Source organism: Streptomyces sp. bgisy130 (genome assembly GCF_057708345.1).
The window spans coordinates 1-23562 of record NZ_JBYISA010000037.1; the positions used below are offsets into that span (position 1 = coordinate 1).

Genomic DNA, 23562 nt, shown 5'->3' on the forward strand with positions numbered 1-23562 from the left:
CCACAATCCGGGGCCCCACCCCTACACACCCCCTCCCGCCGACAGGCGAAAAACAGGCACGGCGGGGCCACCCGACAACGTGGCCGTCACTTCGCGGACGTTCGGTGGAACACCAGAAGGTCCGCCGTGTCGCCGACCACCACATACGTGGAGCGGGGATGGCGGGCGGTCGTCTCCGCCAATACCTGCCGCGGGGTGCGGTCACCACGTAGCTGGACAGCGACGTACTGGGGCGACAGCCCCCCCGTGTCGCCGATCCAGAAGACCTGGGTGCGGTGGGTGAGGCGGCTCAGCGGCCGGATGTCGGACTCCACGGTCGCGCCGTCGGGTATCCGTTCCAGCAGCTTCTCGTCGGCGGTGACGTTCGGCGGGGTGCGGTAGGTGGCGGCCTCGGTGAGCCGGGCCAGAGGGAGGTTGGCGGTCAGGGCGAGGGCGGCGGCCAGGACGGCGGCCGGCAGATGGTGGGCGTACGAGCGCAGCCAGGGGCGGGCCGAGACCCGTATGCGCGGCAGGGCGTCGATCAGCGCGAGGAAGACGACCGGCATCAGGACGGCGTTGTAGTGCCAGTCGGTGCCCCAGTAGTGCGGCTCGTGGGAGAGGAAGCGCCAGCCGAGGGTGGGCAGTGCGACCAGGAGGAGGGGGGAGCGCAGGGCGAGCAGTCCGGTGGTGGGGAGCAGGACCCACAGGGTGGTGCGGAGGGCGTCGTCGAGGGGGATGGTGGCCCCGCCGCCGTCGGCGCCGAACTTGGTCCAGTAGTCGTACGAGCCGGAGCCGTTGAAGCCGGGTATCAGCAGGCCGAGGGTGACGGCGGTGGCGGTGATGCCGAAGGCGACCAGTCCGATGGCCAGGGGGCTGGCCCGGCGGGTGCGTATCAGGGCGAGCGTGCCGATGGTGGCCGCGGTCACCCCGAGGTCTTCCTTCACTAGGACCAGGGGCGCGGCCCAGCAGACCACCGCGGTCCACCGCCCGCGCAGCACCGCTTCGAGCGCGAACGCGATCAGCGGCAGCGCGAAGGCGATCTCGTGGAAGTCGAATTCGACGGCCTTCTGCACACCCCAGGACAGGCCGTAGGCGATGCCGAGGGCCAGGCCCGGGATGCGGCCGAGGTGGCGGGCGGCGGCGCGGGTGACCGGCAGCACGGACAGGGCGAACAGCGCGGCCTGCGCGGTCAGCAGGGTCACGGGTGAGGGGAACACCCGGTAGAGGGGGGCGAGCACGATCAGTACGGGGCTGAAGTGGTCGCCGAGGATGTTCGTGCCGGGGCCCTTGAGGTCGACTATCGGCGCCTGGAAGTGCGCGTAGCCCCGTACGGCCTGCTCGAAGATGCCCAGGTCCCAGGAGGAGATGGACATCGTGCGGTACCGGTAGACGGACAGCAGCGCGTACGCGAGGAAGAAGAACCCGGCGGTCCAGTACGGGTCCAGGCGCGGGGCGCGGAGGGGCGCGGTCCGGGTCCGCAGGCGGTCGGCGGTGTGCCGCAGCCGGCCGGGCCGGGGCGGTGGTGCGCCGGTGGTCGTGGTCGCGGCGGCGGCCGGCCCGGCGGTCCGGGGCGGCGGCACGGTGCCGCGGTCCGCTACCGGAGTCCGTCCGGGGGCGCCCCCAGCCGTTGCTGCGGCCGTGTCCATGCGGATCCTCACTCTCCCCTGCCCGAAAAGATACTCGAACCGGCTGACCGGTCCGCCTGGTGGCCGCTGCGCTACGGCGGCCGGGCCGGCAGTGGGTCAGACGTGGTCCTGGGGCGGTGCGTTCCCGGGGAGGGACGGCCGCCGGCCCGGCACCGCGGGGTCGCGGTGTCGGGCCGGGGTCCGGAGCGGGGCGGGGAGCCGGTGGCTCAGAGGGCCAGCTTCCAGCTCACGGCGTCGAGCAGGAAGTCCGGGGTGACCTCGACGTCGAGCTGCTTGGCGGCCGGCGGTGCGTCGAAGACCATCTCCACGCTGGCGGATTCGCCGGGGCTGATCGCGTTGCCGAAGTCGTGGTGCAGGATGCCGTGCTTGTCGTCGTCGACCTCCTCGGCCTCCTTGCCGTTGACCCGGGCCTTGGCCGAGACGAGGGGCTTGTCGAAGGCCTTGCTGCCGGTGTTCTTGACGGTGACGGTGAGCTTGTAGGCCTTGTTGCCCTGGGTGTGGCCGCTGACGAGGGTGCTCGGGTCGACGGTGTAGGGGGCCGCCTTGGAGACGGTCACCTGCACGCCGTTGTTGTACTTCGCCGTCTCGCCCGGGCCGAGGTCCTCGGCGCTCTGGCCGGAGCCGTTCTTCGGCTGGCCGGAGCGCTGCTCCACCTGCTTGTGCACCTCGTCGACCGCCTTGTTGACGGCCAGCACGGTGACGATGACGCCGACGACCGCCAGGACGAGCGCGAGGGCGCCCAGGATCGTGCCGGTCACCGCCACGCCCTTGTTCGTGGCCTGGCCCTTCTTGGCGCGGCTGAGGCCCACCAGGCCGAAGATCAGGGCGAGCACACCGAGCGGTCCGGCGAGCCAGAACAGGATCATCGGGATGCCGCTGAGCGCGCCGATGATGCCGAGGATCAGGGCGGCGACACCGAGCCCGTTGCGGGCCGCCTGGGGGGCCGGAGCGCCGGTGGGCCCCTGTGGTGCGGGCTGGTAGTGCATCTGCTGAGACATGCGAAGGGGCCCCTTCCGGGCGCTCAAGAATCGATTGCTGCCGAAGCGATGGGTCAATAAGAACAGAGGCTGTGAACCGAGTCAACATGAATGGATGAAGCTGAGTGGTTCACGCTGTGAAGGGGCAGGTGTATCGCTGCTGGGTATGCTTGCCGACACAGCGGTCGGGGGCCACGGATGGGAGTCAGCCAGGTGCCGGACAACGCATCACCGGACAACGCGACGGGCGGTACGGCCGGGGTGACCGCCACCGGCACCGCCGAGGTGACCGCCGCCGGTATCGCCCGGCTCGCCGGGGTCGGCCGGGCCGCGGTCAGCAACTGGCGGCGCCGGCACGCGGACTTCCCCAAGCCGGTCGGCGGCACCGAGACCAGCCCCGCCTTCGCCCTCCGCGACATCGAGCAATGGCTGCGCGACCAGGGCAAACTCGCCGAGGTCCCGCTCCGTGAACGGGTCTGGCAGCAGCTCGTCGGACACCCGGCCGGCACCGCGACCGCACTGCGCCAGGCCGGCGCCGTCCTGCTGCTGGTCCATGAGCGGCCCGCGGTCTGGCAGCAGCTGCGCACTGCCGCCGACGACGCCGAACTGACCGGTGTGCTCCCCGCGATGCTGGACGCCGTCCTCGCCGCCCGGCTCGGCCCGGAGCACCCCGTACGCGGACTGACCCGCGAGGCGCTCGCCCCGTCCGCCGCGCTGGTGCGGGCCGCCGGTGACCTCGCGGCGGCGGACGGCGCCCCCCAGGCGTACACCTTCCTGCTCGGCCGTCACCTGGACGCCAACCCCCGGCAGTACACCCTCACCCCGCCGGGACCGGCCGCGCTGATGGCCGAACTGGCCGCGTCGGCTGCGCCGTTGGGCACCGTCCTCGACCCGGCCTGCGGCGCCGGGGCGCTGCTGACCGCGGCCCGGGAGCGCGCCGGGCAGGAGGCCGCCGCCGGGCAAGAGACGGCTGGGCAGGAGACCGCTGACGGAACGGACGGTGCGGGCGCCACCTCATCGCAGGCCGGCGCCCCCGCCGCCCCCGTCACCCTGCACGGCCAGGAAGCCGACCCCGACCTCGCCGCGCTCACCGCGCTGCGCCTCGCCCTGAGCGCCCCCGGTGCCCCGGTCCGGGTCCGCGCTGCCGACACCCTGCGCGCCGATGCCTTCCCGGAACTCGCCGCCGACGCCGTCCTGGTGCACCCGCCGTTCAACGAGCGCAACTGGGGCCATGACGAACTCGCCTACGACCCCCGGTGGGAGTACGGCTTCCCGGCCCGTACCGAATCCGAACTGGCCTGGGTGCAGCACGCGCTGGCCCGGCTCCGGCCGGGCGGCACCGCCGTCCTCCTCATGCCGCCCGCCGCCGCCTCCCGCCGCTCCGGCCGCCGGATCCGCGCCGACCTGCTGCGCCGCGGCGCCCTGCGCGCGGTCATCGCCCTGCCCGCCGGCGCCGCCCCGCCCAACGGCGTCCCGCTGCATCTGTGGGTGCTGCGCAAGCCCGGCGGCGGTCAGCCCCCCGCGCCCCACCTCCTTGTCGTCGACACCGCCGACCTCGCCACCGGCACCCCCGCCGGCCGGGACCGGCCCGACTGGCAGAGCGTCCACACCACCGCCGTCGAGGCCTGGCAGACCTTTGACCGCGAGGGCGGCATCGAGGAACTGCCCGGCGTGCGCCGGTCGTTGGCCGCCATCGACCTCCTCGACGACGATGTCGATCTCGCTCCGGCCCGGCACCTCCCGCCGCCCGCGGCAGCCGGCGGCCCGGCCGAACTCGCCCGGGTCCGCGAGCGGCTGACCGCCACCCTCGCCCGAACGACGGAGCTCACCCCGCGGCCCGCGCCCGGCGACACCGTCCCGGACCCCGCCGCCACCGCCCGTCGGCCGCTGACCACCGTCGGCGAACTAGCTCGCTCCGGCGCCCTGGTGCTGCGCGCGGGCGGCGCCGGCACCGCGGCGACCAGCGGGGGCACCACCCTGCTCACGGGCACCACCCTGCTCACGGGCACCACCCCGCCCGAGGGCGGCCGGGAGCCCGGGGAGGCGCCCGCGGTACTCACCGACCATGACGTGATCGGCGGCGGCGCCCCGTCCGGTGCCCTCCCCGAAGCGCCCGCCTCCGGGCCCGCGGAGGAGGCGGTACTGCTCCGCGAGGGCGATGTGGTCGTCCCGGTCCTCGGCGGCGGCGCCGTCGCCCGGGTCGTCGACGAGGCCACCGCCGGGGCCGCCCTCGGCCGCAACCTCACCCTGCTGCGGCCCGACCCGGCCGCCCTCGACTCCTGGTTCCTGGCCGGCTTCCTGCGCGGTACCGCCAACACCCGCCAGGCCAGCAGCTACGCCTCCACCGCCACCCGGCTCGACGTCCGCCGGCTGCACCTGCCCCGGCTGCCACTCGCCGAACAGCGCCGCTACGGGCAGCGCTTCCGCGAACTGGCCGACTTCGAAGGCGCGTTGCGACTGGCGTCCCGCCTCGGCGAGCAACTCATCCAGGGGCTGCACGATGGGCTGACGGAGGGGTCGGTGGCGCCGGACTGACGGGGGCTGGGCGGCGTCGGACTGACGGGCGGCTGGGAGGCGTTGGGCTGACGGTGGCCCGATGGCGCCGGGCCGGCTCGGGCGGGCTGCCCGTCGGAAGGGGCGGAGGGCAAGCCGTCGGAGGGGCGGAGGGCAAGCCGTCGGGCGGAGTGGGGTTGTTGTACGGGCTGAGGCTCTCGGGCGGGCTGGGGAGGCCGGCGCACGTGCCGTCGGACGGGCCATCGGTCGAACCGCCGAGGAGCGCCCCCGCGGCCCGGCCCCGGCCCCGCAGATCCGATCGTCCAATCCGTACAACCTCGCACGCGCGCGCGGCGTCGTATATACGCTCGCAAGCACGTATGCGCAGCCGGGCCCGCCCGCGCCAGGGGGTGTCCGCAAAGTCCCGTCGCGGACACCCCCTAGCGGGTGGCGGGCGGGCCGCTACGACGCCGCCCCGCCCGCCACGAACGATTCGTCAGGAGCAGCAATGCACGGCCCCGCCCAGGCCCCTCCGCCGTACCGTCCCCCGGCACCGGGCACGGTCGTTCTGCTGCGGGTGCTCTTCGTGGCCGTCGGGGTGCTCAGCCTGGGCTTTCTGTCCTGGGCCACGCTGCTGCGGGCCGCGCTCGTCCAGCGCAAGCCGCTGGGATGGTGGCTGTTCGGCGCCGATGTGGCCCTGCTCGGCGCCACCATCATGTGGTCCGGGGGCTACCCCGACACGGACTGGCACACGGACGTCGCGGTCGCCGTGATCCTGCTTCAGATGGCCGGCGCCGTGGCCTATTACCTCGTGGTCGACCTGCGGGCGGCACGGACGGCGCTCCCGACGGCCGGCCGGCCGTACGGGCCGCCGGCCGGGCAGCTGCCGGGCTTCGGAGCCGCTTACGGTGCCGGACCGGCGGGCTATCCGGCCGGGGGACCGGCCGCCGGGGCGGCGCCGCACCCGTACGGTCCGGCGCCGGTCCCGCACCACGCCCCGGAGCACCGGCCGTACGGCGCACCGGGCGGCGCCACCCCCGTCAACCCGTACGCCCTGACCGAGACCCGGCTGCCCCAGCCAGGGGGACCGGCCGCACCGCCCCACCCCTCGCCGCCGCCCGCGGGCCCGTATGCCGCGCCCCCGGACCGGCCCCAGCCGCCGCAGCGCATCGACCGGGTGCGGGCCGAGCTCGATGAGCTCAGCGACTTCCTCCGCAAGGAGGAGGGCCGGTGAACGGCCGGGTCATCGGCGGGCGTTACGAACTCTCCGCACTGCTCGGCCAGGGCGGGATGGGTCAGGTCTGGATCGGCTACGACCGCCGCCTGGACCGCCGGGTCGGCGTCAAACTGCTGCGCCCCGACCGGGTGGCGGGTACCCCGGACGGTGAGGAGATGCGCCGCCGCTTCGTCCGCGAATGCCGGGTCACCGCACAGGTCGACCACCCCGGGCTGGTCACCGTCCATGACGCGGGCAGCGACGACGAGGACCTCTACCTCGTCATGCAGTACGTCGAGGGCGCCGACCTCTCCGACCACCTCGCCGAGCACGACCCCTACCCCTGGCCCTGGGCGGTCTCCGTCGCGGCCCAGCTCTGCGCCGTACTGGCCTCCGTCCACGCCGTCCCGATCGTGCACCGCGACCTCAAGCCCCGCAATGTCATGATCCGGCCGGACGGCTCGGTGGTCATCCTCGACCTGGGCATCGCCTCCGCCCTGGACACCGACACCACCCGTCTCACCCACACCGGTTCCCCCATCGGCAGCCCCGCCTACATGGCGCCCGAGCAGGCGATGGGCGGCGCGGTCGGCCCGCACACCGACCTCTACGCCCTCGGGGTCCTGCTCCACGAACTCCTCAGCGGCGAGGTCCCGTTCGCCGGCTCCACGGCCCTCGGCGTGCTCCACCGCCACCTCCACGAGGAGCCCGTCCCGGTAGGCACCCTGCGCCCCGACGTCCCCGAGGCCCTCGAAGCCCTGGTCCTCCGCCTCCTCCGCAAGGACCCCCAGGCCCGCCCCGCCGACGCCCAAGAGGTCTACCAGGCGCTGGCCCCCCTGCTGCCCACCGCCACCACCGGCCCGCAGGCCGCCCAGTCCCCGCCCGCCCCGCTCGCTCCCATGGACCCCACCCGCCCCTTCCGCCAGCCCCACGCCCCCTGGCCCGTCCGCTCCGCCGGCCCTCCGGCTGCCGCCCCGACACCGACCGCCCTCGCCACCCCACAAGTGCCGGTGTCCTCCCCTCTTACCGGGCCGGGCCTCGTACCCCGCCAAGGCAGCTCCGCCCGCCCGGCCGGAACCCCGCACCCGGCCAGGGACCCGCGCACCTCCGCCGTCCCCGCCGCGGCCCGCACCTCCCGCCCCGGCGCCTGGACCTCCGCAGCCATCCCCCACACCCCCGCCCCCGCTTACGCACCTGCCTCCCCCTACACCCCCACGCCCAACTCCCCGTCCCCCTCCACCTCCTCCCCCTCCACCTCCGGACCGGACGTCGCCGCCGCCGTCGACGAGGTCAAGGGCCTGCTCGACCAGGGCCGGATCACCCGCGCCGTGGACATCCTCGGCGGCATCCTGCCGGCCGCCGCCGCACGGCACGGCGCCCACTCCCCGGTCGTCCGCACCCTGCGCAAGCAGTACGCCGCCACCCTCATGGACGACGGCCAGTACCGCCGCGCCCTGCCCGAACTCCGCCTGCTGGCCGAGGAGTTCGGTCAGGAATCCGGCGCCGGCGCCACCCGCCAGGCCCTCCAGTTCCACTACGAGGCCGCCCAGTGCCTGGAACAACTCGGCGAGGTCGCCCAGGCCCTGGAGGAGTACCGCGCCCTCCTCCCCTACTTCGAGCACTACGCCGACGACCCCGTACGCCCCCTGGAAATCCGCCGCTCCATAGGCCACCTGCTCCTGGCCCAGGGCGAACGCGGCGCCGCCCACGAAACCCTCACCCGCCTCCTCCACGACGCCGAACGCCTCCACGGCCCCCACCACCCGTTCCCGGAGGAGCTGCGGAGGACGTTGTATTGGTTGGGGCGGGTGCAGGGGTGAGCGGCTCCACAGGGCAGAGTTTCCTGGGCTCTCCCTGGCCAGGCAGAGGTACCGTTCTGGTGTCGAGTCAGAACGGAGCCTCGTAGTGCGACACGAAGTCGCTGCCCCAGCAGCGGTTGATGGCAGGGAGGTAGCCATGAACCCCGACCCGTGACCGACGGTCGGTCCCCAGCCTCGGGTGCGTCTGCGGCAACGCGGGGGTGCTGAGCCGAGGTGGTCAAGTCCAAGGGCAGGGTGGGCCATCACCCAGCCACAGGCGAAGGGGAAGACCAGGCGGGCGAGCGAGAGCGAACCCTTGTAGTTAAGGGCCGTTATCCGTACACCGCGTCAATGGTGAGTACACGGCGGTGGAAGCCTCTGGCGTTGAGAAGCGCAGCACGGCGCAGTCCCATTACTGGGGGGCGTGAGGTCTTGTGGGCCTCGTGCGTAGGTCACCGTGGAGGCCGGCTCAAAGAGGGCGCCCAATCTGGTCGCAACTGCAGGCAGCGGAACGTGGAAACCCCGTACAGGTCCGGTGAGTCAGCCGGTAGGCCGGAGGCAACGAAGGCGGAAATCCTGTGCGGGAACAGGATGGTCCAAGAAGCGAACGTCGTCAGGGCGAAAGCCCAGGGGAAACCCCAGCCGGAACGGCATCTCTCGCCAGGCTGGCATAACCCGGCGGATACCGGCGTTGCCGGGCGTGAAAGCGAGCTGACGTGGACCAGGTAGGTCATGTAGGGACAACGGCAAGAAACCGGCACCGAGGCGCAAGTTAGGCAGAGAGGGGAGACGCCGGTGATAGAGACTACGGAGGTCGTCCCCTCGATGAACGGAACCGAGGGCGGCGACGCTGAATTCTGGAACAGCATCGACTGGAGCCAGGAGGAAGCAGCTGTACGGCGGATTCGCCAGAGAATCTACAGGGCCACTCGTGAAGGCAACCTGAAGCAGGCGCGCAACCTGCAAAAGCTCATGCTGCGCTCCAAGGCCAACACCTTGACAAGTGTCAGGCGGGTAGCGCAGCAGAGCACCGGTAAGAAGACGGCCGGGATAGACGGGGCGGTTGCGCTCGCTCCGGCAGACAGGGGAAGGCTGGCAAGGAGCATCTTAGCCAAGCCGGACATCCCCGCGAGGCCCGTCAAGCGTGTGTATATCCCGAAGGCCAACGGGAAGAAGCGCCCTCTGGGAATTCCGGTCATCCGTGACCGGGCGAACCAGGCCAGGGTGAAGAATGCTCTCGAACCGGAGTGGGAAGCCCGGTTCGAAGGGCGAAGTTATGGGTTCCGGCCGGGTCGTGGCTGCCACGACGCGATCGAAGCCATCTTCCACGTGACCGCCAAGAAGGCCGCTCGGAGGCTGTGGGTACTTGACGCAGATCTTTCGGCGGCCTTCGACCGCATCAGCCATCAGCACATCATGAACTCGCTCGGCCTCTTCCCAGGGCGCGAGCAGGTACGAGGATGGCTCAGGGCCGGTGTGATGGAGCAGAACACGTTCGCGCACACCGTGGAGGGAACACCCCAAGGCGGGGTGATCAGCCCACTGTTGCTAAACGTGGCTCTGCACGGGATGGGCGATGCCGTGGGGGCCAACCAGCCCCTGAAACATGGGAGGGACAAGTACTCTCCCCCGGCACTGATCAGATACGCCGACGATTTCGTGGGGCTCTGCTCCACGAAGGAGGAGGCGGAGGGCCTCAAGAACAAACTGTCAGACTGGCTGGATCCCAGAGGTCTCACCTTCAACGAGGAAAAGACGCGGATTGTCCACCTCAATGAAGGCTTCGACTTTCTGGGCTTCACCGTCCGCCGGTTCGGGGACAAACTGATCATCAAGCCCAGCAAAGAAGCAGTACGACGTGCCAGGAGGAGAGTCAAAGAGATCATCCGGCTTCACCGGGGGCACCCGGAGGAGCTGCTGGTGTTCTCACTCAGCCCTTTTATCAGGGGGTGGGCGACCTACTACAGGCACGTGGTTTCGAGCGACACCTTCGGGAAGCTGGACACCTACACCTACACGGCCTTGAGGCGGTGGGCTCTTCACAGCCACCCGAACAAGACTGCCCGGTGGATCCGGGAACGGTACTGGGGACAGTTCGCGAAGGGCAGGAGAGACAAATGGGTGTTCGGGAATCCTTCCCGTTACCTCCCCAAGTTCTCCTGGACCAGCATCGTCCGGCATGTGGCTGTCAAGGGGGAAAGCTCCCGGGACGACCCAAGTCTGGAGGACTACTGGCGCAATCGAGCCCGGAAGCGGATGCCACAAGCAGAGTCCAAGCGGATTCTGCAACTGGCCTACCGGCAGAAGGGACTGTGCACCAGGTGCGGACAGGACCTCATCGAAGGAGCGGGTTTCGACCCCGACGACGTGCGGGACTGGGCTCGGTGGTTCACGGCCTCCTACAGAGGAGTTCACGTGCATCACCTGGTCTACCGCAGCCGAGGTGGCTCCGATCACCTCAGCAACCTGGAAGTGATTCACGCGCAATGCCATCGGCAATTACATGCCGGTGACCGGAAGAAGGAGCTGGAATGATGGCCAAAGACCCGCTTGAGCCGGATGCCGCGACGAGTGGCACGTCCGGTTCTGAGGGGGCCGGGTCGTGGCAACACGACCCGGCTACCCGACTGCCCGAACACGCTGACATGCACATCGGTACCCGTCTGCGCGAAATCAGGAAGCGTCGCGGGCTCAACCAACGGGAGCTGGCGGCCGCTTCGGGCGTCTCACTCTCCCTCATCCGTCAACTGGAGCAGGGGGCGGTGGCTGGGACTCGTTTGGAAACCGCCCACAAGTTCGCTGCTGCGCTGCGGGTGTCGACCAGCAGCCTGCTGGACCGTGACGACTGCGGGGCCAAAGCCGATATGGCCGAGCCATGGCGGCCGCTTCTGTGTGCTGTCCAGGTCGCATCGGCGGTGCCTGCGGAGGCGCCCACGGTAGAGGGGATCCGAGCCGCGCTCCCTGCTGTGCGCTCCGCCTACTTCGACAACCGCCTTGCCGAGTTGTCCGTGCTGCTCGCCCCGATGCTGCGGGATGCCGACGCTCTCGGGGATTCCACAGCGGCCCGCGGCCTGCGAGCGCAACTCCTGCAGATCGCAGGTTCCGTCCTCACACAAGTGCGGCAGTTCGATGCCGCCGAGACCGCACTGCAACGCGCCCTGGACGATGCGCCGGATCGCATCCGTGGCGCTGCGGTGGCCACGACCTGGAGCTGGCTCCTGCTCCGGCAGGGCAAACTGCGCAGGGCCCGTGAACTGGCCACCCGATGGGCCGACGACATTGAGCCCCGCGTGTCGCGGGCAACGCCCGAAGAACTCGCTGCGTGGGGCTGGCTCCTGTTGCAGGCGTCGGCTGCGAACCTTCGGGACAACCGGCCCGGCGAGGCCGCGGACACCATGCGGCTCGCGCGATCGGTCTCGGTGCTGACCGGGCGGGAACTGCCGCGGGGCAGGGAGCGGCTCACGACGTGGGGGCCTGCCACGGTCAGCTACAAGGCGGCCGAACGTCACATCGTTTTGGACCAGCCCGACAAGGTGCTTGTTATGGCCCGCCGTTCCGGTAGTCAGGCGGTCAGTACGGAGTATCACCGGCACCGCCTCGACGTGGCCAAGGCGCACACGATGATGAGGCAGTACGGAGAGGCTGTCGACGCACTGTCGGACATTCACGCCACGGCACCGGAGTGGTTGACCAGTCAACGATATGCGCAGGACATCCTGGCGGAGGTGGTGAAGAGGCGTCGCACGCTGACTCCGCAGATGCGAGGCTTGACCGACGCTCTGTCAGTTCCCTTGTGAGCGTTGACACTTCTGGGAGCAGCCTGAAGAAAGTGCCATTGAGAGGCAGGGTCTCCAACTCCTACTGTCACGGCATGAATACCGAGAGTGAGCAAGTTCGGTCGGGTGAGGCTGTGGTCGGGGTGACAGGGCAGCAGCCCATCGATGTGGCGACGATCCGGGCATCCATCGCTCGGGCGCAGACCCTGCGCCGGGAGTCGCCGGAACTCGACGAACTCGTCGAGTTGGAGGCGCTGCTGCGTGGGCACATCGAGGTGTTGCTCCCTGAAGTCCAGGCCGCTTATGACCGGCTCTGGCGCGGAAGTGTCGGATGGTCTCGCGGAGCGGGCCGGTTGAGCGGCGTCCGCTTCCAGGTCAGGCAAGGCCTCGGTGAAGGCGTCGTCTCTGCTCATGTGCAAGTCAACCAGTTGGCTCGGGACTGCCAGTGGCTCCTCGACGAGCGCGAGGCGCGGCAGCAGTGACCCTGGGGAGCAGCGCCCCAGGCCCGAGTCACCTGCGGCCGGTTCGGCTGCGGGCTGCATGATGCGTAAGTGTCCGGTGCCCGGACACCAGCGGCAGCAGGTCACCAAGCCCCTCGATGTGCCAGTCCGCTGCTGCGGCTTCAGGGGTGTCAACCCAGAGGTGTCCCCAGGGGCCGCGCCGCAGATGTGCGGTCCGGAGGCCGGCGGCGGCCGGTGCGATGTCGTTGGCCGGGTGGTCCCCGACGTACACGATGCGGTCGGGGGCGGTACCGGCGAGCGCGATCACCCGTGTGAAGAATTCCGGTGTCGGTTTGGCGACGCCCCAGTCGCCCGACGTGGCGAGGGCATCGACCGGCAGATTCAGTCCCCGCAGCAACTCGCCCGCGCGAACGGTCTGATTCCCGGCGACAAGGACCCGAAAGCCGGCCGCGCGCAAGGAAGCGAGCGCCGGCCGCACGTCGGGGTACAGGTCGCTCTCGTCGAGGGTCTCCCCGCGCCCCGCTTCCTCCCGCGCGGCGTACGCCGCGGCCAGGTCGATGCCGGGCTTGAGCAGGCGCACGGCGTCGGCGTTGTCCCGCCCCTGGGCAACCACGGCGCCGACCAGGGCGGACAGGGTATGACGCGGGACATCGAGCCAGTCCGCCCACGCTGCCCAGTATCGATTGTCGCTGGTCAGAGTCTCACCGACGTCAAAAACCACCGCTTCGATCATGCTGCCAACCCTACGGCCGCCGGAAACGGAGTAGCTGCCGACGGTGACGGCAACGAGAAGGGACACCGCAGCAGAAACCGACCCCACCCCAGATCGTTGGCCGAAGCAGTGGCCTGGGCCACGCCGACTCCATAGCATCGATCAATCAAGGTCGAGACTCCGTCGCACGATCTGCCGGGAGGCCATGTGTTCCGCCGAAGGACAGCGCTCTCCGTATCCACCGCCGCCGCCCTGCTGACCGCGGCCCCGTTGCTGGCCGCGTGCGGCAACGACGCCCATCCCGGTGCCGCGGCCATCGTGGACGGGAAGCGGATCACCGTCTCGCAGCTTCAGGCGAAGGTGAAGGACGTGCGTGCCGCGCAGGCCAAGTCCCCGCAGGGCGGGCAGCTCATCATGAGCACCGGGCGGCTGAGCCTGGCCACTCTCAACGGCATGATCTTCGACGAGGTGCTGGCGCGCGGTGCGCGGGACGCCGGGGTGACGGTCAGCCGCGGGGACATCCAGAAGTGGCGGGGCCGGGCCGAGAAGCAGGCCGGCAGTGCCGAGCGGCTGAAGGCGATGTGGCTTCAGCAGGGTGTCGCTCCGGATGAGATCGACGCCATGGTCCGCAATCAGCTGCTGCTCGACGGTGTCGCCGAGCATCTGCACGCGGACCGCCGCGCGCCGCAGGGCCAGCAGAAGCTCGCCCGCGCGCTGGCCAAGACCTCCCGGTCCATGGGGATCGACGTCAATCCGCGGTTCGGCAAGTGGGACGACCAGCAGGTGATCCTCGGGGAGACCAAGGACCCGTGGATCACCCGGGAGCCCGCGAAGCAGCAGGCCTGAGCGGGCGCACGCGGCACGGTCGGCGGCCGGAAGCGGTCAGGTGGAAGCGGTCAGGCGCTGGCCGTCAGGCGGCGGCCGGGCTTGGGGCCGGAGCCCACTCGCCGACCGCCGGCCGCCGCCGGCCCCCGCCAGCCCCGGCCACCCACCGCCACCCATCGGTGTCAGTGCCGTGCGTTACGTTCGAGACGTGAACGCTGACGCCTCCGCCTCCGCCGCCGGCACCGGCGCCGATGCCCGCCCCGAGGGCACCGGTACCGGACGCCTGGTTCTGCTCACCACCAGCCACCGGGTCGCCCCCGGGCTCCTGTCCTGGCCCGCCTGGCAGATATTGCGGGCCGCCGACCGTGTGGTGAGCGCCGATCCGGACCATCCGCAGCTGCCCTATCTGCGGGAGGCCGGTATCGAGGTGGAGACCGCCGCGCCCGCCGCCCGTGAACTGGTCGACTACTGCGTGCCGGAAGCCCGTACGGCCGTCGTGCTGACCTCGGCGGACGGCGAGAGCGCGCTGACCGACGGCCTGGCACGGCTGGCCGGTTCCGGCCGGGAGACCATGCCGGATCTGGAGCTGCTGCCCGGCTCCTACGACCTGCCCGGTGCCCGGCTGCTCGATCTCGTCCAGGTCATGGACCAGATCCGCGCCGAGTGCCCCTGGAGCAGCGTCCGTACGCACCGCGATCTTGCCAAGTACGGCATCGAGGAGGCGTATGAGCTGGTCGAGGCCATCGAGGAGGGCGACCGCGCGGAGCTGAGGGAAGAGCTCGGCGATGTGCTCCTCCAGGTCGTCTTCCATGCCCGGATCGCGCAGGACGATCCGGACGAGCCGTTCTCCATCGACGACGTGGCGGGCACGATCGTGGAGAAGCTGCTGCACCGCCACCCCCATGTCTTCGGGGAGGAGGACGCGGCCACCCCGGAGGACGTCAAGGCGCACTGGCTGCGGAAGAAGGCGGAGGAGAAGCAGCGGGAGTCGGTGACCGAGGGGATTCCGCTGGCGCAGCCGGGGCTGGCGCTCGCGGCGAAGCTGGCGTCGCGGGTGCGGACGGCGGGCATCGAGGTCGCGCCGCCGGCCGGGGAGGGCATCGGCTACGAACTGCTGGCGCTCGCCGTGCGGGCGGAGGCGGAGGGCGTCGACCCGGAGGCCGCCCTGCGCGCGGCGGCGCGGACCTACCGCGACGCGGTGGTGGCCGCCGAGGGCGCTGCCAACTAGGCGGTGGCAGGTGCCCATTAATACGGAGGGCGCGCGCCGGGTGAGCGGGCGCCCTCCGGTCACCGCGTGAGCGACGGCGCAGGCGCGTCGGCTGCGGTGACCGTCCCCTTCCGGCCCCCGCCGGCCGCCCGCCGTCGCATGCGCTCCAGCGCCCACAGCGCCACGACCACGGCGGCCAGTGCCGCGCCCAGCACGCAGACCCCCGGCCAGCCCGCGGCGGCCCAGACCGCCGAGGTCAGTGCGGAGCCCACCGCGCCGCCCACGAAGTAGCTGGTCATGTAGGCGGAGTTGAGGCGGTTACGGGACTCGGGGCGCACCGCGTAGACCAGGTTCTGGTTGCTGATGTGGACCGCCTGCGCGGACAGGTCCAGGACGATCACCCCGGCGAGCAGCGCGGCCAGTGACCAGGCGCCGCCCGCTCCGCCGAGGGCCAGCAGGCCCCATGAACCCAGCAGCAGGAACGCCGCCGCGCCGGTGACCCGGTGTGCCAGGCCGCGGTCCGCCAGCCGCCCGGCCACCGAGGCGGACAGCGAGCCGGCCGCGCCGACCAGTCCCAGCAGCCCGATGGCCGACTCCTGCCAGCCGTAGGAGGGCCCGGACATCAGGAACGCCAGCGCCGTCCACAGCACGCTGAAGCCCGCGAAGGTCAGGGCGCCCAGCGCGCCCCGCCACCGCAGCACCGGCTCCTGGCGGAACAGCGCCAGCGTGGAGCGCAGCAGCGCCGGATAGCGCAGCCCGACGGTGGTGCGCAGGGCCGGCAGCCGGAGCCGCAGCAGCACCGCCATCAGCAGCATCAGCGCCGCGTTGACCCAGTAGACGGTGCGCCAGCCGCCCAGCTCGGCGAGGAGCCCGGCGGCCGTACGGGCCAGCAGGATGCCGAGCAGCAGCCCGGTCATGACGGTGCCGACGGTCCGGCCGCGTTCGGCGGGCGCCGCGAGGGTCGCCGCGTACGGCACCACGACCTGGGCGGCGACCGAGGCGAGGCCGGTCAGGGCGGTGCCGGTGAGCAGGAGGGCGCCGTTCGGCGCGCTCGCCGTGACGGTGAGGAAGACCGCGGTCGCCGCGGTCAGGGTGACGGCCAGCCGGCGCCGCTCCAGCAGATCGCCGAGCGGGACGAGCAGCAGCAGGCCGAGTCCGTAGCCGACCTGGGCGACGGTGACGACCAGCGCGGCGGTGGACGCGGACAGGTGCAGATCGCGGCCGATGACGTCCAGCAGCGGCTGGGCGAAGTAGTTGCCGGCGACGGAGAGTCCGGCGGCGACCGACATCAGCAGCAGGGTGCCGCGGCCCAGGCCCGGCCGAGGCACGGGGGCGTCCCCGGCAGCCGGCTCCGGTATGTGCTCGGTCTCCATGACCTGACCTCCTCGGTGCGCCCACGGCCACCGCGGCGGCGGGCAGGTTCCAGCCTGGGGCGGGGCGATCCATGAGTCCAACACATTGTTGTCATCGCATCGATCGTGGATTCAGATCGATGGGCTTTAGGGTCGGTGGGTATGGAGCTTCAGCAGATGCGGTATGTGGTCGCGGTCGCCGAGACCGGTGGGTTCACCCGGGCCGCCGAGCGCTGTCATGTGGTGCAGTCCGCGCTCAGCCATCAGATCGCCCGGCTGGAGAAGGAGCTCGGCGCCCGGCTCTTCGACCGGACCAGCCGCAGTGTCCGGCTGACCGCCGCCGGGGAGGCTTTCGTTCCGGTCGCCCGGCAGGCGCTGGAGGCGGCCGAACGGGCCCGCGCCGAGGTGGCGGCGGCGACCGGGGAGGTGCGCGGCCGGCTCGCGGTCGGCGCGATCACCACCGTCGCGGCCGTGGATCTCGCCCGTGAGCTGGGGGCCTTCCGGACGCGGTGCCCGCAGGTGCGGATCAGTCTCCAGACCGATATGAGCGACGAGCTGATCGAGCAGGTGCGGCAGGGCATGCTGGACGTCGCGTTCGTCGGGCTGGTGCCCGCGGCCCGCACCGTCGGCGTACGGGAGATGGAGCTGGCGCGCGGCGAGCTGGTCGCCGTCGTGCCGCCAGGGCATCCGCTGGCGGGGCGGGAGTGGACCACGCTGTCGCGGATGGCGCGGGAGACCTTCGTCGACTTCACGGCGGGGTCGGCGGCCCGCCGGCAGCGCGATGACGCGTTCCGTGCGGCGGGGCTGACCTCGGAGGTGGCGTTCGAGGTGACCACGGTCGAGTTCCTGGCGAAGCTGGTGCGGGCGGGCTTGGGTGTCGGCATGGTCCCGGAGGCCATCGCCTCCGAGCTGGCCGGGCTGCACACCGTGCGGGTGCGCCCGGCGCCCGAGCGGACCGAGCGGGTGGTGTGGAGCGGCCTCGGCCCGTCTCCGGCGGCGGTGGCCTTCTTGACCGGGCTGGGGGTGGAGGTGGCGTAGGCCCCCGCCCGGTGCGCGGGCGCGCCGTTGTGCGCCCAGCGGTTACGGTCGGAAGGTGCACGACAAGCCCCACACCCCCGCCGCCGGCGCCCCGGCGGGCTGCCCCGCCGCCGGGCCCGCCCCTGCCCTGTTCACCTGGGAGTTCGCCTCCGACCCGTACCCCGCGTACGCCTGGCTGCGCGAGCATGCGCCGGTGCACCGGACCGAGCTGCCCAGCGGTGTCGAGGCGTGGCTGGTGACGCGGTACACGGAGGCGCGGCAGGCGCTCGCCGACGCCCGGCTGTCCAAGAACCCGGTCCACCACAGCGAGGCCGCGCACGGCAAGGGCAAGGTCGGCATCCCGGGGGAGCGCAGCGCCAACCTGATGACGCATCTGCTCAATATCGACCCCCCGGACCACACCCGGCTGCGCCGGCTGGTCTCGAAGGCGTTCACCCCGCGCCGGGTCGCCGCCTTCGCCCCGCGGGTCCAGGAGCTGACCGACCAGCTTATCGACGCCATGATCGCCAAGCCGGGCGGCGCGGGGGAGGCCGATCTGATCCATGAGTTCGCGTTCCCGCTGCCCATCTACGCGATCTGCGATCTGCTGGGGGTGCCGCGCGAGGACCAGGACGACTTCCGGGACTGGGCGGGCATGATGATCCGACACGGTGGCGGGCCGCGCGGCGGCGTCGCCCGCTCCGTGAAGAAGATGCGCGGCTATCTCGCCGAGCTGATCCACCGCAAGCGCGCGTCGCTGGGCGACACCGCCGAGGCGGACGAGGATCTGATCTCCGCCCTGATCAGGGCCTCCGACCACGGCGAGCAGCTGACCGAGAACGAGGCCGCCGCGATGGCCTTCATCCTGCTCTTCGCGGGCTTCGAGACCACCGTCAACCTCATCGGCAACGGCCTCTACGCGCTGCTGCGCCACCCCGCCCAGCGGGAGCTGCTCCAGAAGTCGATCGCGGCGGGCGACACCGAGCTGCTCGCCACCGGCATCGAGGAACTGCTCCGTTACGACGGCCCTGTGGAGCTGGCCACCTGGCGGTTCGCGACCCAGGAGCTGACGCTCGCGGGGCAGCGGATCGCCGAGGGGGACCCGGTCCTGGTGGTGCTGGCCGCCGCCGACCGGGACCCGGCGCGCTTCGACGAGCCGGATGTGCTCGATCTGACCCGGCGTGACAACCAGCATCTGGGATACGGGCACGGCATCCACTACTGCCTGGGGGCGCCGCTCGCCCGGCTCGAAGGACAGACCGCGCTGGCGACCCTGCTGACCCGGCTCCCGGACATCCGGCTTGCGGCGGAACCGGATGATTTGCGCTGGCGCGGCGGACTCATCATGCGCGGACTGCGTTCACTTCCGGTGGAGTTCACTCCGGATCGGCCCTGACCAGCAACAAGGCCATATGTGACACAGAGTCAACCGCGTGACCATTACGTGATCTCCGATACACCGACTTGTGACTACCCGTGACCCCGGCTACCTTTCGACCGGACGATCGACAGGCTTCACTCGATCGGTCGAAGCGGTGATGTGGGGGACCGGTGTAACGGTGCCGCTCGCGTGCGTCGGCCGGCCGGAGGCCCCGTCGAGCAGCTCGAAGAGCTCGTCGAACAACTCAACCGCCGCGCGAAAGGCATCCGCATGCGTTCCGGGAACGGCCGACATCGTCGCCCCCGTCAGGCACCGGCCATCTTTGTCACGGCGGGCGTGACCGGCTCCGCCTTCGCCCTCCCCCTCCTCGGGGCGAGCGGCGCACACGCCGCCGACACCGCGACCTGGGACAAGGTCGCCCAGTGCGAGAGCGCTGGAGTGTGGAGCGCCGCCTCGGGCAACGGCTACTACGGCGGCCTCCAGCTGACCCAGGAGATGTGGGACAGCTACGGCGGCTCGGCCTACGCCTCGCGACCCGACTACGCCAGCCGCTCCCAGCAGATCGCCGTGGCCCAGTCGATCCTCGACGACCGCGGGCCGGACGCCTGGCCGAGCTGTGCGGTGAACGCGGGGCTGACCGGCGACGGCGAGGCCCCGGAGGTCGACCCCGGCAGCACCAGCACCCCCGCGCCCGACCCGTCGGACTCCCGGGGCGGCCTCGACCCCTGGGACACCCCCGGTTCGTCCCGCTCCCACGACGACGGGGACTCCGCCGGGAAGGACCACGGGCCGCGCGACGAGGACGGCGACCGGTCGGACCGGCGGCCGTCCGACGCGACGCCCTCGCCCGACGCCTCCGACTCCGGCGAGCCCGGCGACGCGTCCACGAGCCCGGAGCCGTCCGACCCGGCGACGCCCGGCGACCGGGACGGCGACCAGGGCGACGGCCAGGGCGACGACCCGTCGCAGTCCGCCGACCCGTCCGGCGATGCCCCGTCCGACGACGACCCGTCCGGCAGCCCCTCCACGGACCCGTCCGGGGACGGCAGCCGTACGGACAGCGCCGGCACGCCGCACAAGCCCGCCAAGGGCAAGCACCGCGGCGAGGCGGGCGACGAGGACGCCAAGGGCAGCGGCGACGGCAGGTCCGGCGGCCGGCACGCCTCGCGCGGCGACGACGCGCACCGTACGGGCCCGGCGGCCGACGGCGACTACACGGTGCGCCCGGGTGACAGCCTGTCAGCCATCGCCACGGCCCACCGGCTGTCCGGCGGCTGGTCCGCGCTCTACGACCGCAACGAGGGCGTCATCGGGTCCGACGCGGACCTGATCCAGCCCGGTCAGCAGCTCGATCTCGGGCGGAACGCAGGGTAGTTCGGCCCCCTTCGCCCTCTTTTGGGAAAGTGAGACAAGGGTCTCGTTGACTCCTGTGGGGTCCGGTGTGCTCAACACCGGCATACCGGGCCTCACCTGCGGATATGTAACCAACCCGTGATCAAAAGCGGTCAACTTGGTTCAGATGAGGGGGTTTGAACCCCAGGGGCATTACTGCTTAACGTCAGGATCGCTCGCCAAAGCGAGCCCCTCGATCACACGCCGAATCCTGCCGGTGGTCGAAGGCACTTGACGCGCAAGCGCCGAAGGCAGGAGCGGGGGACCCAAGGTAAGTGCCGGCCCCGCCCGTGAAAACGGGTCAACCGGCTTGGGGTGAAGCCAGGTGCGCGTGCGCGCCGGCCGGGCGACTCATCAGCCCGAACCCGACAGCTCACCTCGTAGGCGTCGGTGAGGAAACGAACGAACCATGCTGATCTTCAAGGGCAAGCACCGTCGTCCCTCCAAGGCAGTCCGCGTCGCCACCCTCGCCGGTGTCGCCGGTGCCGCCGTGGCCGTCCCGATGATGGGCGCCACCTCCGCCTCCGCCGCCTCCGTCGCCACCTGGGACAAGGTCGCCCAGTGCGAGTCCGGCGGCAACTGGTCGATCAACACCGGTAACGGCTACTACGGTGGCCTCCAGTTCTCCAACTCCAGCTGGGCCGCCGCCGGTGGCACCAAGTTCGCGCCGCGCGCCGACCTGGCCACCAAGGCCCAGCAGATCCAGGCCGCCGAGAAGCTCCTCGCCATCCAGGGCCCGGGCGCCTGGTCCTGCGCCGGTGCGGGCAACCTGACCGCCGGCGGCCCGGCCCCCGACCTCGGCACCTCCGCGCAGACCAAGTCCGCGCCGAAGCAGGAGTCCGCCAAGCCGGAGGTCAAGAAGGCCCCGTCCCAGGACCGTGCCTCGCGCTCCACCGAGCGCAAGTCCACCGGCCACGGCAACTACACCGTCAAGGCGGGCGACACCCTCGCCAAGATCGCCAAGGCCCACGGCACCGACTGGAAGTCCGTCTACAAGGCCAACAAGTCGGTCATCGGCGGCAACCCGAACCTGATCATCCCGGGCCAGCAGCTCAACGTCTGAGCCACAGCTCACCGGGGCTCCTGAGGGCCCGAGCGGCGGGCCCCCTTCCTCCGTGAGACCGCCCCGTCAGGGCGCGCCCTTCCCCCAGCGCGCCGTGGCGGGGCTTCTCATGTCCCGGGCCGCATCCGAGGCGCCCGGCCGGCGGCAGGCCGCTGACCGGCGCTGTTCCGCGACTTTCCCCGTTCGGCGAACAATGTGCCGAACGTCCCGGGAACTGGGCCTTTGGGCAGGATTTCGGGGGCGTTCCGTCCCACGGAGCGGGCCAAGGGCAGGCGGACGAGCCCGGGGCCGTTAGGCTCGTGCGCAGAACGCCAGACACCCACGAAGGAGACAACGTGCCGTCGATCGACGTCGTCGTAGCCCGCGAAATTCTCGACTCGCGAGGTAATCCCACGGTCGAGGTCGAGGTCGGCCTCGACGACGGCAGCACCGGCCGTGCCGCCGTCCCGTCCGGCGCCTCCACCGGAGCCTTCGAGGCCATCGAGCTCCGTGACGGCGACCCGAACCGCTACCTCGGCAAGGGCGTCGAGAAGGCCGTGCTGGCCGTCATCGAGCAGATCGGCCCGGAGCTCGTCGGCTACGACGCGACCGAGCAGCGGCTGATCGACCAGGCGATGTTCGACCTGGACGCCACCGACAACAAGGGCTCGCTCGGCGCCAACGCCATCCTCGGCGTCTCCCTCGCCGTCGCGCACGCCGCCTCCGAGGCCAGCGACCTCCCGCTGTTCCGCTACCTCGGCGGCCCGAACGCGCACGTCCTGCCCGTCCCGATGATGAACATCCTCAACGGTGGGTCGCACGCCGACTCCAACGTGGACATCCAGGAGTTCATGATCGCCCCGATCGGCGCGGAGTCCTTCTCCGAGGCGCTGCGCTGGGGCACCGAGGTCTACCACACCCTCAAGAAGGTCCTGAAGGAGCGCGGCCTGTCCACCGGTCTCGGTGACGAGGGTGGCTTCGCCCCGAACCTGGGCTCCAACCGTGAGGCCCTCGACCTCATCCTGGAGGCGATCAAGCAGGCCGGTTACGCCCCCGGCCAGGACATCGCGCTCGCGCTGGACGTCGCCGCCTCCGAGTTCTACAAGGACGGCAAGTACCAGTTCGAGGGTAAGGACCGCTCGGCCGCCGAGATGACCGAGTACTACGAGGAGCTGGTGGCGGCCTACCCGCTGGTCTCCATCGAGGACCCGCTGTTCGAGGACGACTGGGCCGGCTGGAAGGTCATCACCGACAAGCTCGGCGCCAAGGTCCAGCTCGTCGGCGACGACCTGTTCGTCACCAACCCCGAGCGCCTCGCCCGCGGCATCGAGGAGGGCTCCGCCAACGCGCTGCTGGTGAAGGTCAACCAGATCGGCTCGCTGACCGAGACCCTGGACGCCGTCGAGCTGGCCCAGCGCAACGGCTTCAAGTGCATGATGTCGCACCGCTCCGGTGAGACCGAGGATGTCACCATCGCCGACCTCGCCGTCGCCACCAACTGCGGCCAGATCAAGACCGGCGCCCCGGCCCGCTCCGAGCGCGTCGCCAAGTACAACCAGCTGCTGCGCATCGAGGAGATCCTCGACGACGCCGCGGTCTACGCCGGCCGCTCCGCCTTCCCGCGCTTCCGTCACGGCAGCTGACGCAGGCGGCCCGCTGCCAGGCCGGACAGGGCAGCAGGGGCTGAACGGGCGAGGAAATCGCCCCGCGCCCCGTACGTCCCCGGCGACGGTCCCGTACCGTTGCCGGGGGCGTACCTGCTTCAAGCAGTCAGGCGTCCGTCAGTGAAGGAGAGACGACGTGCCCGCGGACCGGTTCTCGACCGCGACCCGACTCAAGGCGCTCGGCGAGCAGGCCGCCGCCCGCGTCTACCGCGCCCGCCCGCCCCGCCGCAACCGCCTCACCGGCCGTGCCGCCCTGCTGGCGTTGGTGATGTGCTCCCTGGTCGTCGCGCTCGCGTATCCCATAAGGCAGTACGTCTCCCAGCGCTCCGACATCGCCGAGCAGCGCCGCAAGGCCCAGGACGCCGGGGCGGCGCTGGAACGGCTGCGGGAGCAGAAGGCCCGCTGGCAGGACCCCGCGTTCGTACGCCAGCAGGCCCGCCTGCATCTGCACTACGTCATGCCGGGCGAGGCCGGATACATCGTCCCGGACGGCTCCGGCACCGGCCCCGCACCCAAGGGGGCGCGGGCGGCGCAGCGTCCCTGGTACGAGAATCTGTGGGACGCCGCCGACGCCGCCGACAAGCGGTGACGCCGGCCCGTACCGCCGGCGGGCGGCAGCCCGT

The 23562-nt window shown here is 71.5% G+C and carries 18 protein-coding genes and 1 riboswitch; of the genes, 14 read left to right on the forward strand and 4 right to left on the reverse strand.

The features are described 5' to 3' along the window. Positions 1 to 86 precede the first annotated feature (86 nt). A complete protein-coding gene (locus AC3EUV_RS31520) occupies positions 87 to 1625 on the reverse strand; it encodes a DUF2079 domain-containing protein (protein WP_435604415.1) in 1539 nt (512 codons plus the stop codon). Between the two features lie 206 nt (positions 1626 to 1831). Continuing rightward, positions 1832 to 2623 carry a DUF4190 domain-containing protein gene (locus AC3EUV_RS31525; protein WP_432145593.1) on the reverse strand — a complete coding sequence of 264 codons (792 nt, stop codon included), beginning with the start codon at positions 2621 to 2623 and terminating at the stop codon, positions 1832 to 1834. A gap of 192 nt (positions 2624 to 2815) precedes the next feature. Between AC3EUV_RS31525 and AC3EUV_RS31530 the strand changes: the two genes are divergently transcribed. The 6 genes from AC3EUV_RS31530 to AC3EUV_RS31555 all read left to right on the forward strand — a co-directional run bounded on the left by AC3EUV_RS31530 (position 2816) and on the right by AC3EUV_RS31555 (position 12368). Then, a complete protein-coding gene (locus AC3EUV_RS31530; RefSeq protein ID WP_435604416.1) occupies positions 2816 to 5137 on the forward strand; it encodes an N-6 DNA methylase in 2322 nt (773 codons plus the stop codon). A gap of 466 nt (positions 5138 to 5603) precedes the next feature. Next, positions 5604 to 6329 (forward strand): hypothetical protein, encoded by a 726-nt coding sequence (locus tag AC3EUV_RS31535; RefSeq protein ID WP_435604417.1) that lies wholly within the window; start codon positions 5604 to 5606, stop codon positions 6327 to 6329. Continuing rightward, the gene (locus tag AC3EUV_RS31540) at positions 6326 to 8131 is read left to right on the forward strand and encodes a serine/threonine-protein kinase (protein ID WP_435604418.1); all 1806 of its coding nucleotides are present in this window, start codon (positions 6326 to 6328) and stop codon (positions 8129 to 8131) included. Before AC3EUV_RS31535 ends, AC3EUV_RS31540 begins: the two co-directional genes overlap by 4 nt. 774 nt (positions 8132 to 8905) lie before the next feature. Then, positions 8906 to 10645 (forward strand): group II intron reverse transcriptase/maturase, encoded by a 1740-nt coding sequence (gene ltrA, locus AC3EUV_RS31545; RefSeq protein WP_488187989.1) that lies wholly within the window; start codon positions 8906 to 8908, stop codon positions 10643 to 10645. Positions 10646 to 10755: 110 nt separating this feature from the next. Then, complete coding sequence (locus AC3EUV_RS31550; protein ID WP_435604441.1) at positions 10756 to 11907, forward strand: helix-turn-helix domain-containing protein; 1152 nt, start codon at positions 10756 to 10758, stop codon at positions 11905 to 11907. A 74-nt stretch (positions 11908 to 11981) separates the two neighbouring features. Then, complete coding sequence (locus tag AC3EUV_RS31555; protein ID WP_435604419.1) at positions 11982 to 12368, forward strand: DUF6415 family natural product biosynthesis protein; 387 nt, start codon at positions 11982 to 11984, stop codon at positions 12366 to 12368. A gap of 28 nt (positions 12369 to 12396) precedes the next feature. Here the strand turns inward: AC3EUV_RS31555 and AC3EUV_RS31560 are convergent, their stop codons facing one another. After that, entirely contained in the window at positions 12397 to 13080 is a 684-nt protein-coding gene (locus AC3EUV_RS31560) for an HAD family hydrolase (protein ID WP_435604420.1), read from the reverse strand. Between the two features lie 186 nt (positions 13081 to 13266). On the opposite strand from AC3EUV_RS31560, the gene AC3EUV_RS31565 reads away from it, so the two are divergent. Continuing rightward, complete coding sequence (locus AC3EUV_RS31565; RefSeq protein ID WP_435604421.1) at positions 13267 to 13905, forward strand: SurA N-terminal domain-containing protein; 639 nt, start codon at positions 13267 to 13269, stop codon at positions 13903 to 13905. Positions 13906 to 14092: 187 nt separating this feature from the next. Beyond that, on the forward strand, positions 14093 to 15112 hold the full coding sequence (locus AC3EUV_RS31570) for a nucleoside triphosphate pyrophosphohydrolase (protein WP_435604422.1): 1020 nt from the start codon (positions 14093 to 14095) through the stop codon (positions 15110 to 15112). A gap of 59 nt (positions 15113 to 15171) precedes the next feature. Here the strand turns inward: AC3EUV_RS31570 and AC3EUV_RS31575 are convergent, their stop codons facing one another. Next, positions 15172 to 16464 carry an MFS transporter gene (locus AC3EUV_RS31575; RefSeq protein WP_435604423.1) on the reverse strand — a complete coding sequence of 431 codons (1293 nt, stop codon included), beginning with the start codon at positions 16462 to 16464 and terminating at the stop codon, positions 15172 to 15174. Positions 16465 to 16605: 141 nt separating this feature from the next. On the opposite strand from AC3EUV_RS31575, the gene AC3EUV_RS31580 reads away from it, so the two are divergent. The 6 genes from AC3EUV_RS31580 (at position 16606) to AC3EUV_RS31605 (ending at position 23528) form a co-directional block, all read left to right on the forward strand. After that, positions 16606 to 17481 (forward strand): LysR family transcriptional regulator, encoded by an 876-nt coding sequence (locus AC3EUV_RS31580; protein WP_435604424.1) that lies wholly within the window; start codon positions 16606 to 16608, stop codon positions 17479 to 17481. A 55-nt stretch (positions 17482 to 17536) separates the two neighbouring features. Then, positions 17537 to 18856 (forward strand): cytochrome P450 family protein, encoded by a 1320-nt coding sequence (locus tag AC3EUV_RS31585; RefSeq protein WP_432145583.1) that lies wholly within the window; start codon positions 17537 to 17539, stop codon positions 18854 to 18856. A 255-nt stretch (positions 18857 to 19111) separates the two neighbouring features. Next, positions 19112 to 20215 carry a transglycosylase family protein gene (locus AC3EUV_RS31590; RefSeq protein WP_435604425.1) on the forward strand — a complete coding sequence of 368 codons (1104 nt, stop codon included), beginning with the start codon at positions 19112 to 19114 and terminating at the stop codon, positions 20213 to 20215. Between the two features lie 251 nt (positions 20216 to 20466). Next, positions 20467 to 20635: riboswitch (cyclic di-AMP (ydaO/yuaA leader) on the forward strand. Between the two features lie 7 nt (positions 20636 to 20642). Beyond that, a complete protein-coding gene (locus AC3EUV_RS31595; RefSeq protein WP_432145581.1) occupies positions 20643 to 21296 on the forward strand; it encodes a transglycosylase family protein in 654 nt (217 codons plus the stop codon). 335 nt (positions 21297 to 21631) lie between these two features. Next, complete coding sequence (eno, locus tag AC3EUV_RS31600; protein WP_244329666.1) at positions 21632 to 22918, forward strand: phosphopyruvate hydratase; 1287 nt, start codon at positions 21632 to 21634, stop codon at positions 22916 to 22918. A 157-nt stretch (positions 22919 to 23075) separates the two neighbouring features. After that, positions 23076 to 23528 carry an FtsB family cell division protein gene (locus AC3EUV_RS31605; protein ID WP_432145580.1) on the forward strand — a complete coding sequence of 151 codons (453 nt, stop codon included), beginning with the start codon at positions 23076 to 23078 and terminating at the stop codon, positions 23526 to 23528. The last annotated feature ends 34 nt before the right edge of the window (positions 23529 to 23562 follow it).

Coding starts and splice junctions, on each gene's coding strand:
- AC3EUV_RS31520 (WP_435604415.1), bottom strand. CDS start 1,625: ATGGACACGGCCGCAGCAACGGCTGGGGGCGCCCCCGGACGGACTCCG.
- AC3EUV_RS31525 (WP_432145593.1), bottom strand. CDS start 2,623: ATGTCTCAGCAGATGCACTACCAGCCCGCACCACAGGGGCCCACCGGC.
- AC3EUV_RS31535 (WP_435604417.1), top strand. CDS start 5,604: ATGCACGGCCCCGCCCAGGCCCCTCCGCCGTACCGTCCCCCGGCACCG.
- AC3EUV_RS31550 (WP_435604441.1), top strand. CDS start 10,756: ATGCACATCGGTACCCGTCTGCGCGAAATCAGGAAGCGTCGCGGGCTC.
- AC3EUV_RS31555 (WP_435604419.1), top strand. CDS start 11,982: ATGAATACCGAGAGTGAGCAAGTTCGGTCGGGTGAGGCTGTGGTCGGG.
- AC3EUV_RS31560 (WP_435604420.1), bottom strand. CDS start 13,080: ATGATCGAAGCGGTGGTTTTTGACGTCGGTGAGACTCTGACCAGCGAC.
- AC3EUV_RS31575 (WP_435604423.1), bottom strand. CDS start 16,464: ATGGAGACCGAGCACATACCGGAGCCGGCTGCCGGGGACGCCCCCGTG.
- AC3EUV_RS31580 (WP_435604424.1), top strand. CDS start 16,606: ATGGAGCTTCAGCAGATGCGGTATGTGGTCGCGGTCGCCGAGACCGGT.
- AC3EUV_RS31590 (WP_435604425.1), top strand. CDS start 19,112: ATGCGTTCCGGGAACGGCCGACATCGTCGCCCCCGTCAGGCACCGGCC.
- AC3EUV_RS31595 (WP_432145581.1), top strand. CDS start 20,643: ATGCTGATCTTCAAGGGCAAGCACCGTCGTCCCTCCAAGGCAGTCCGC.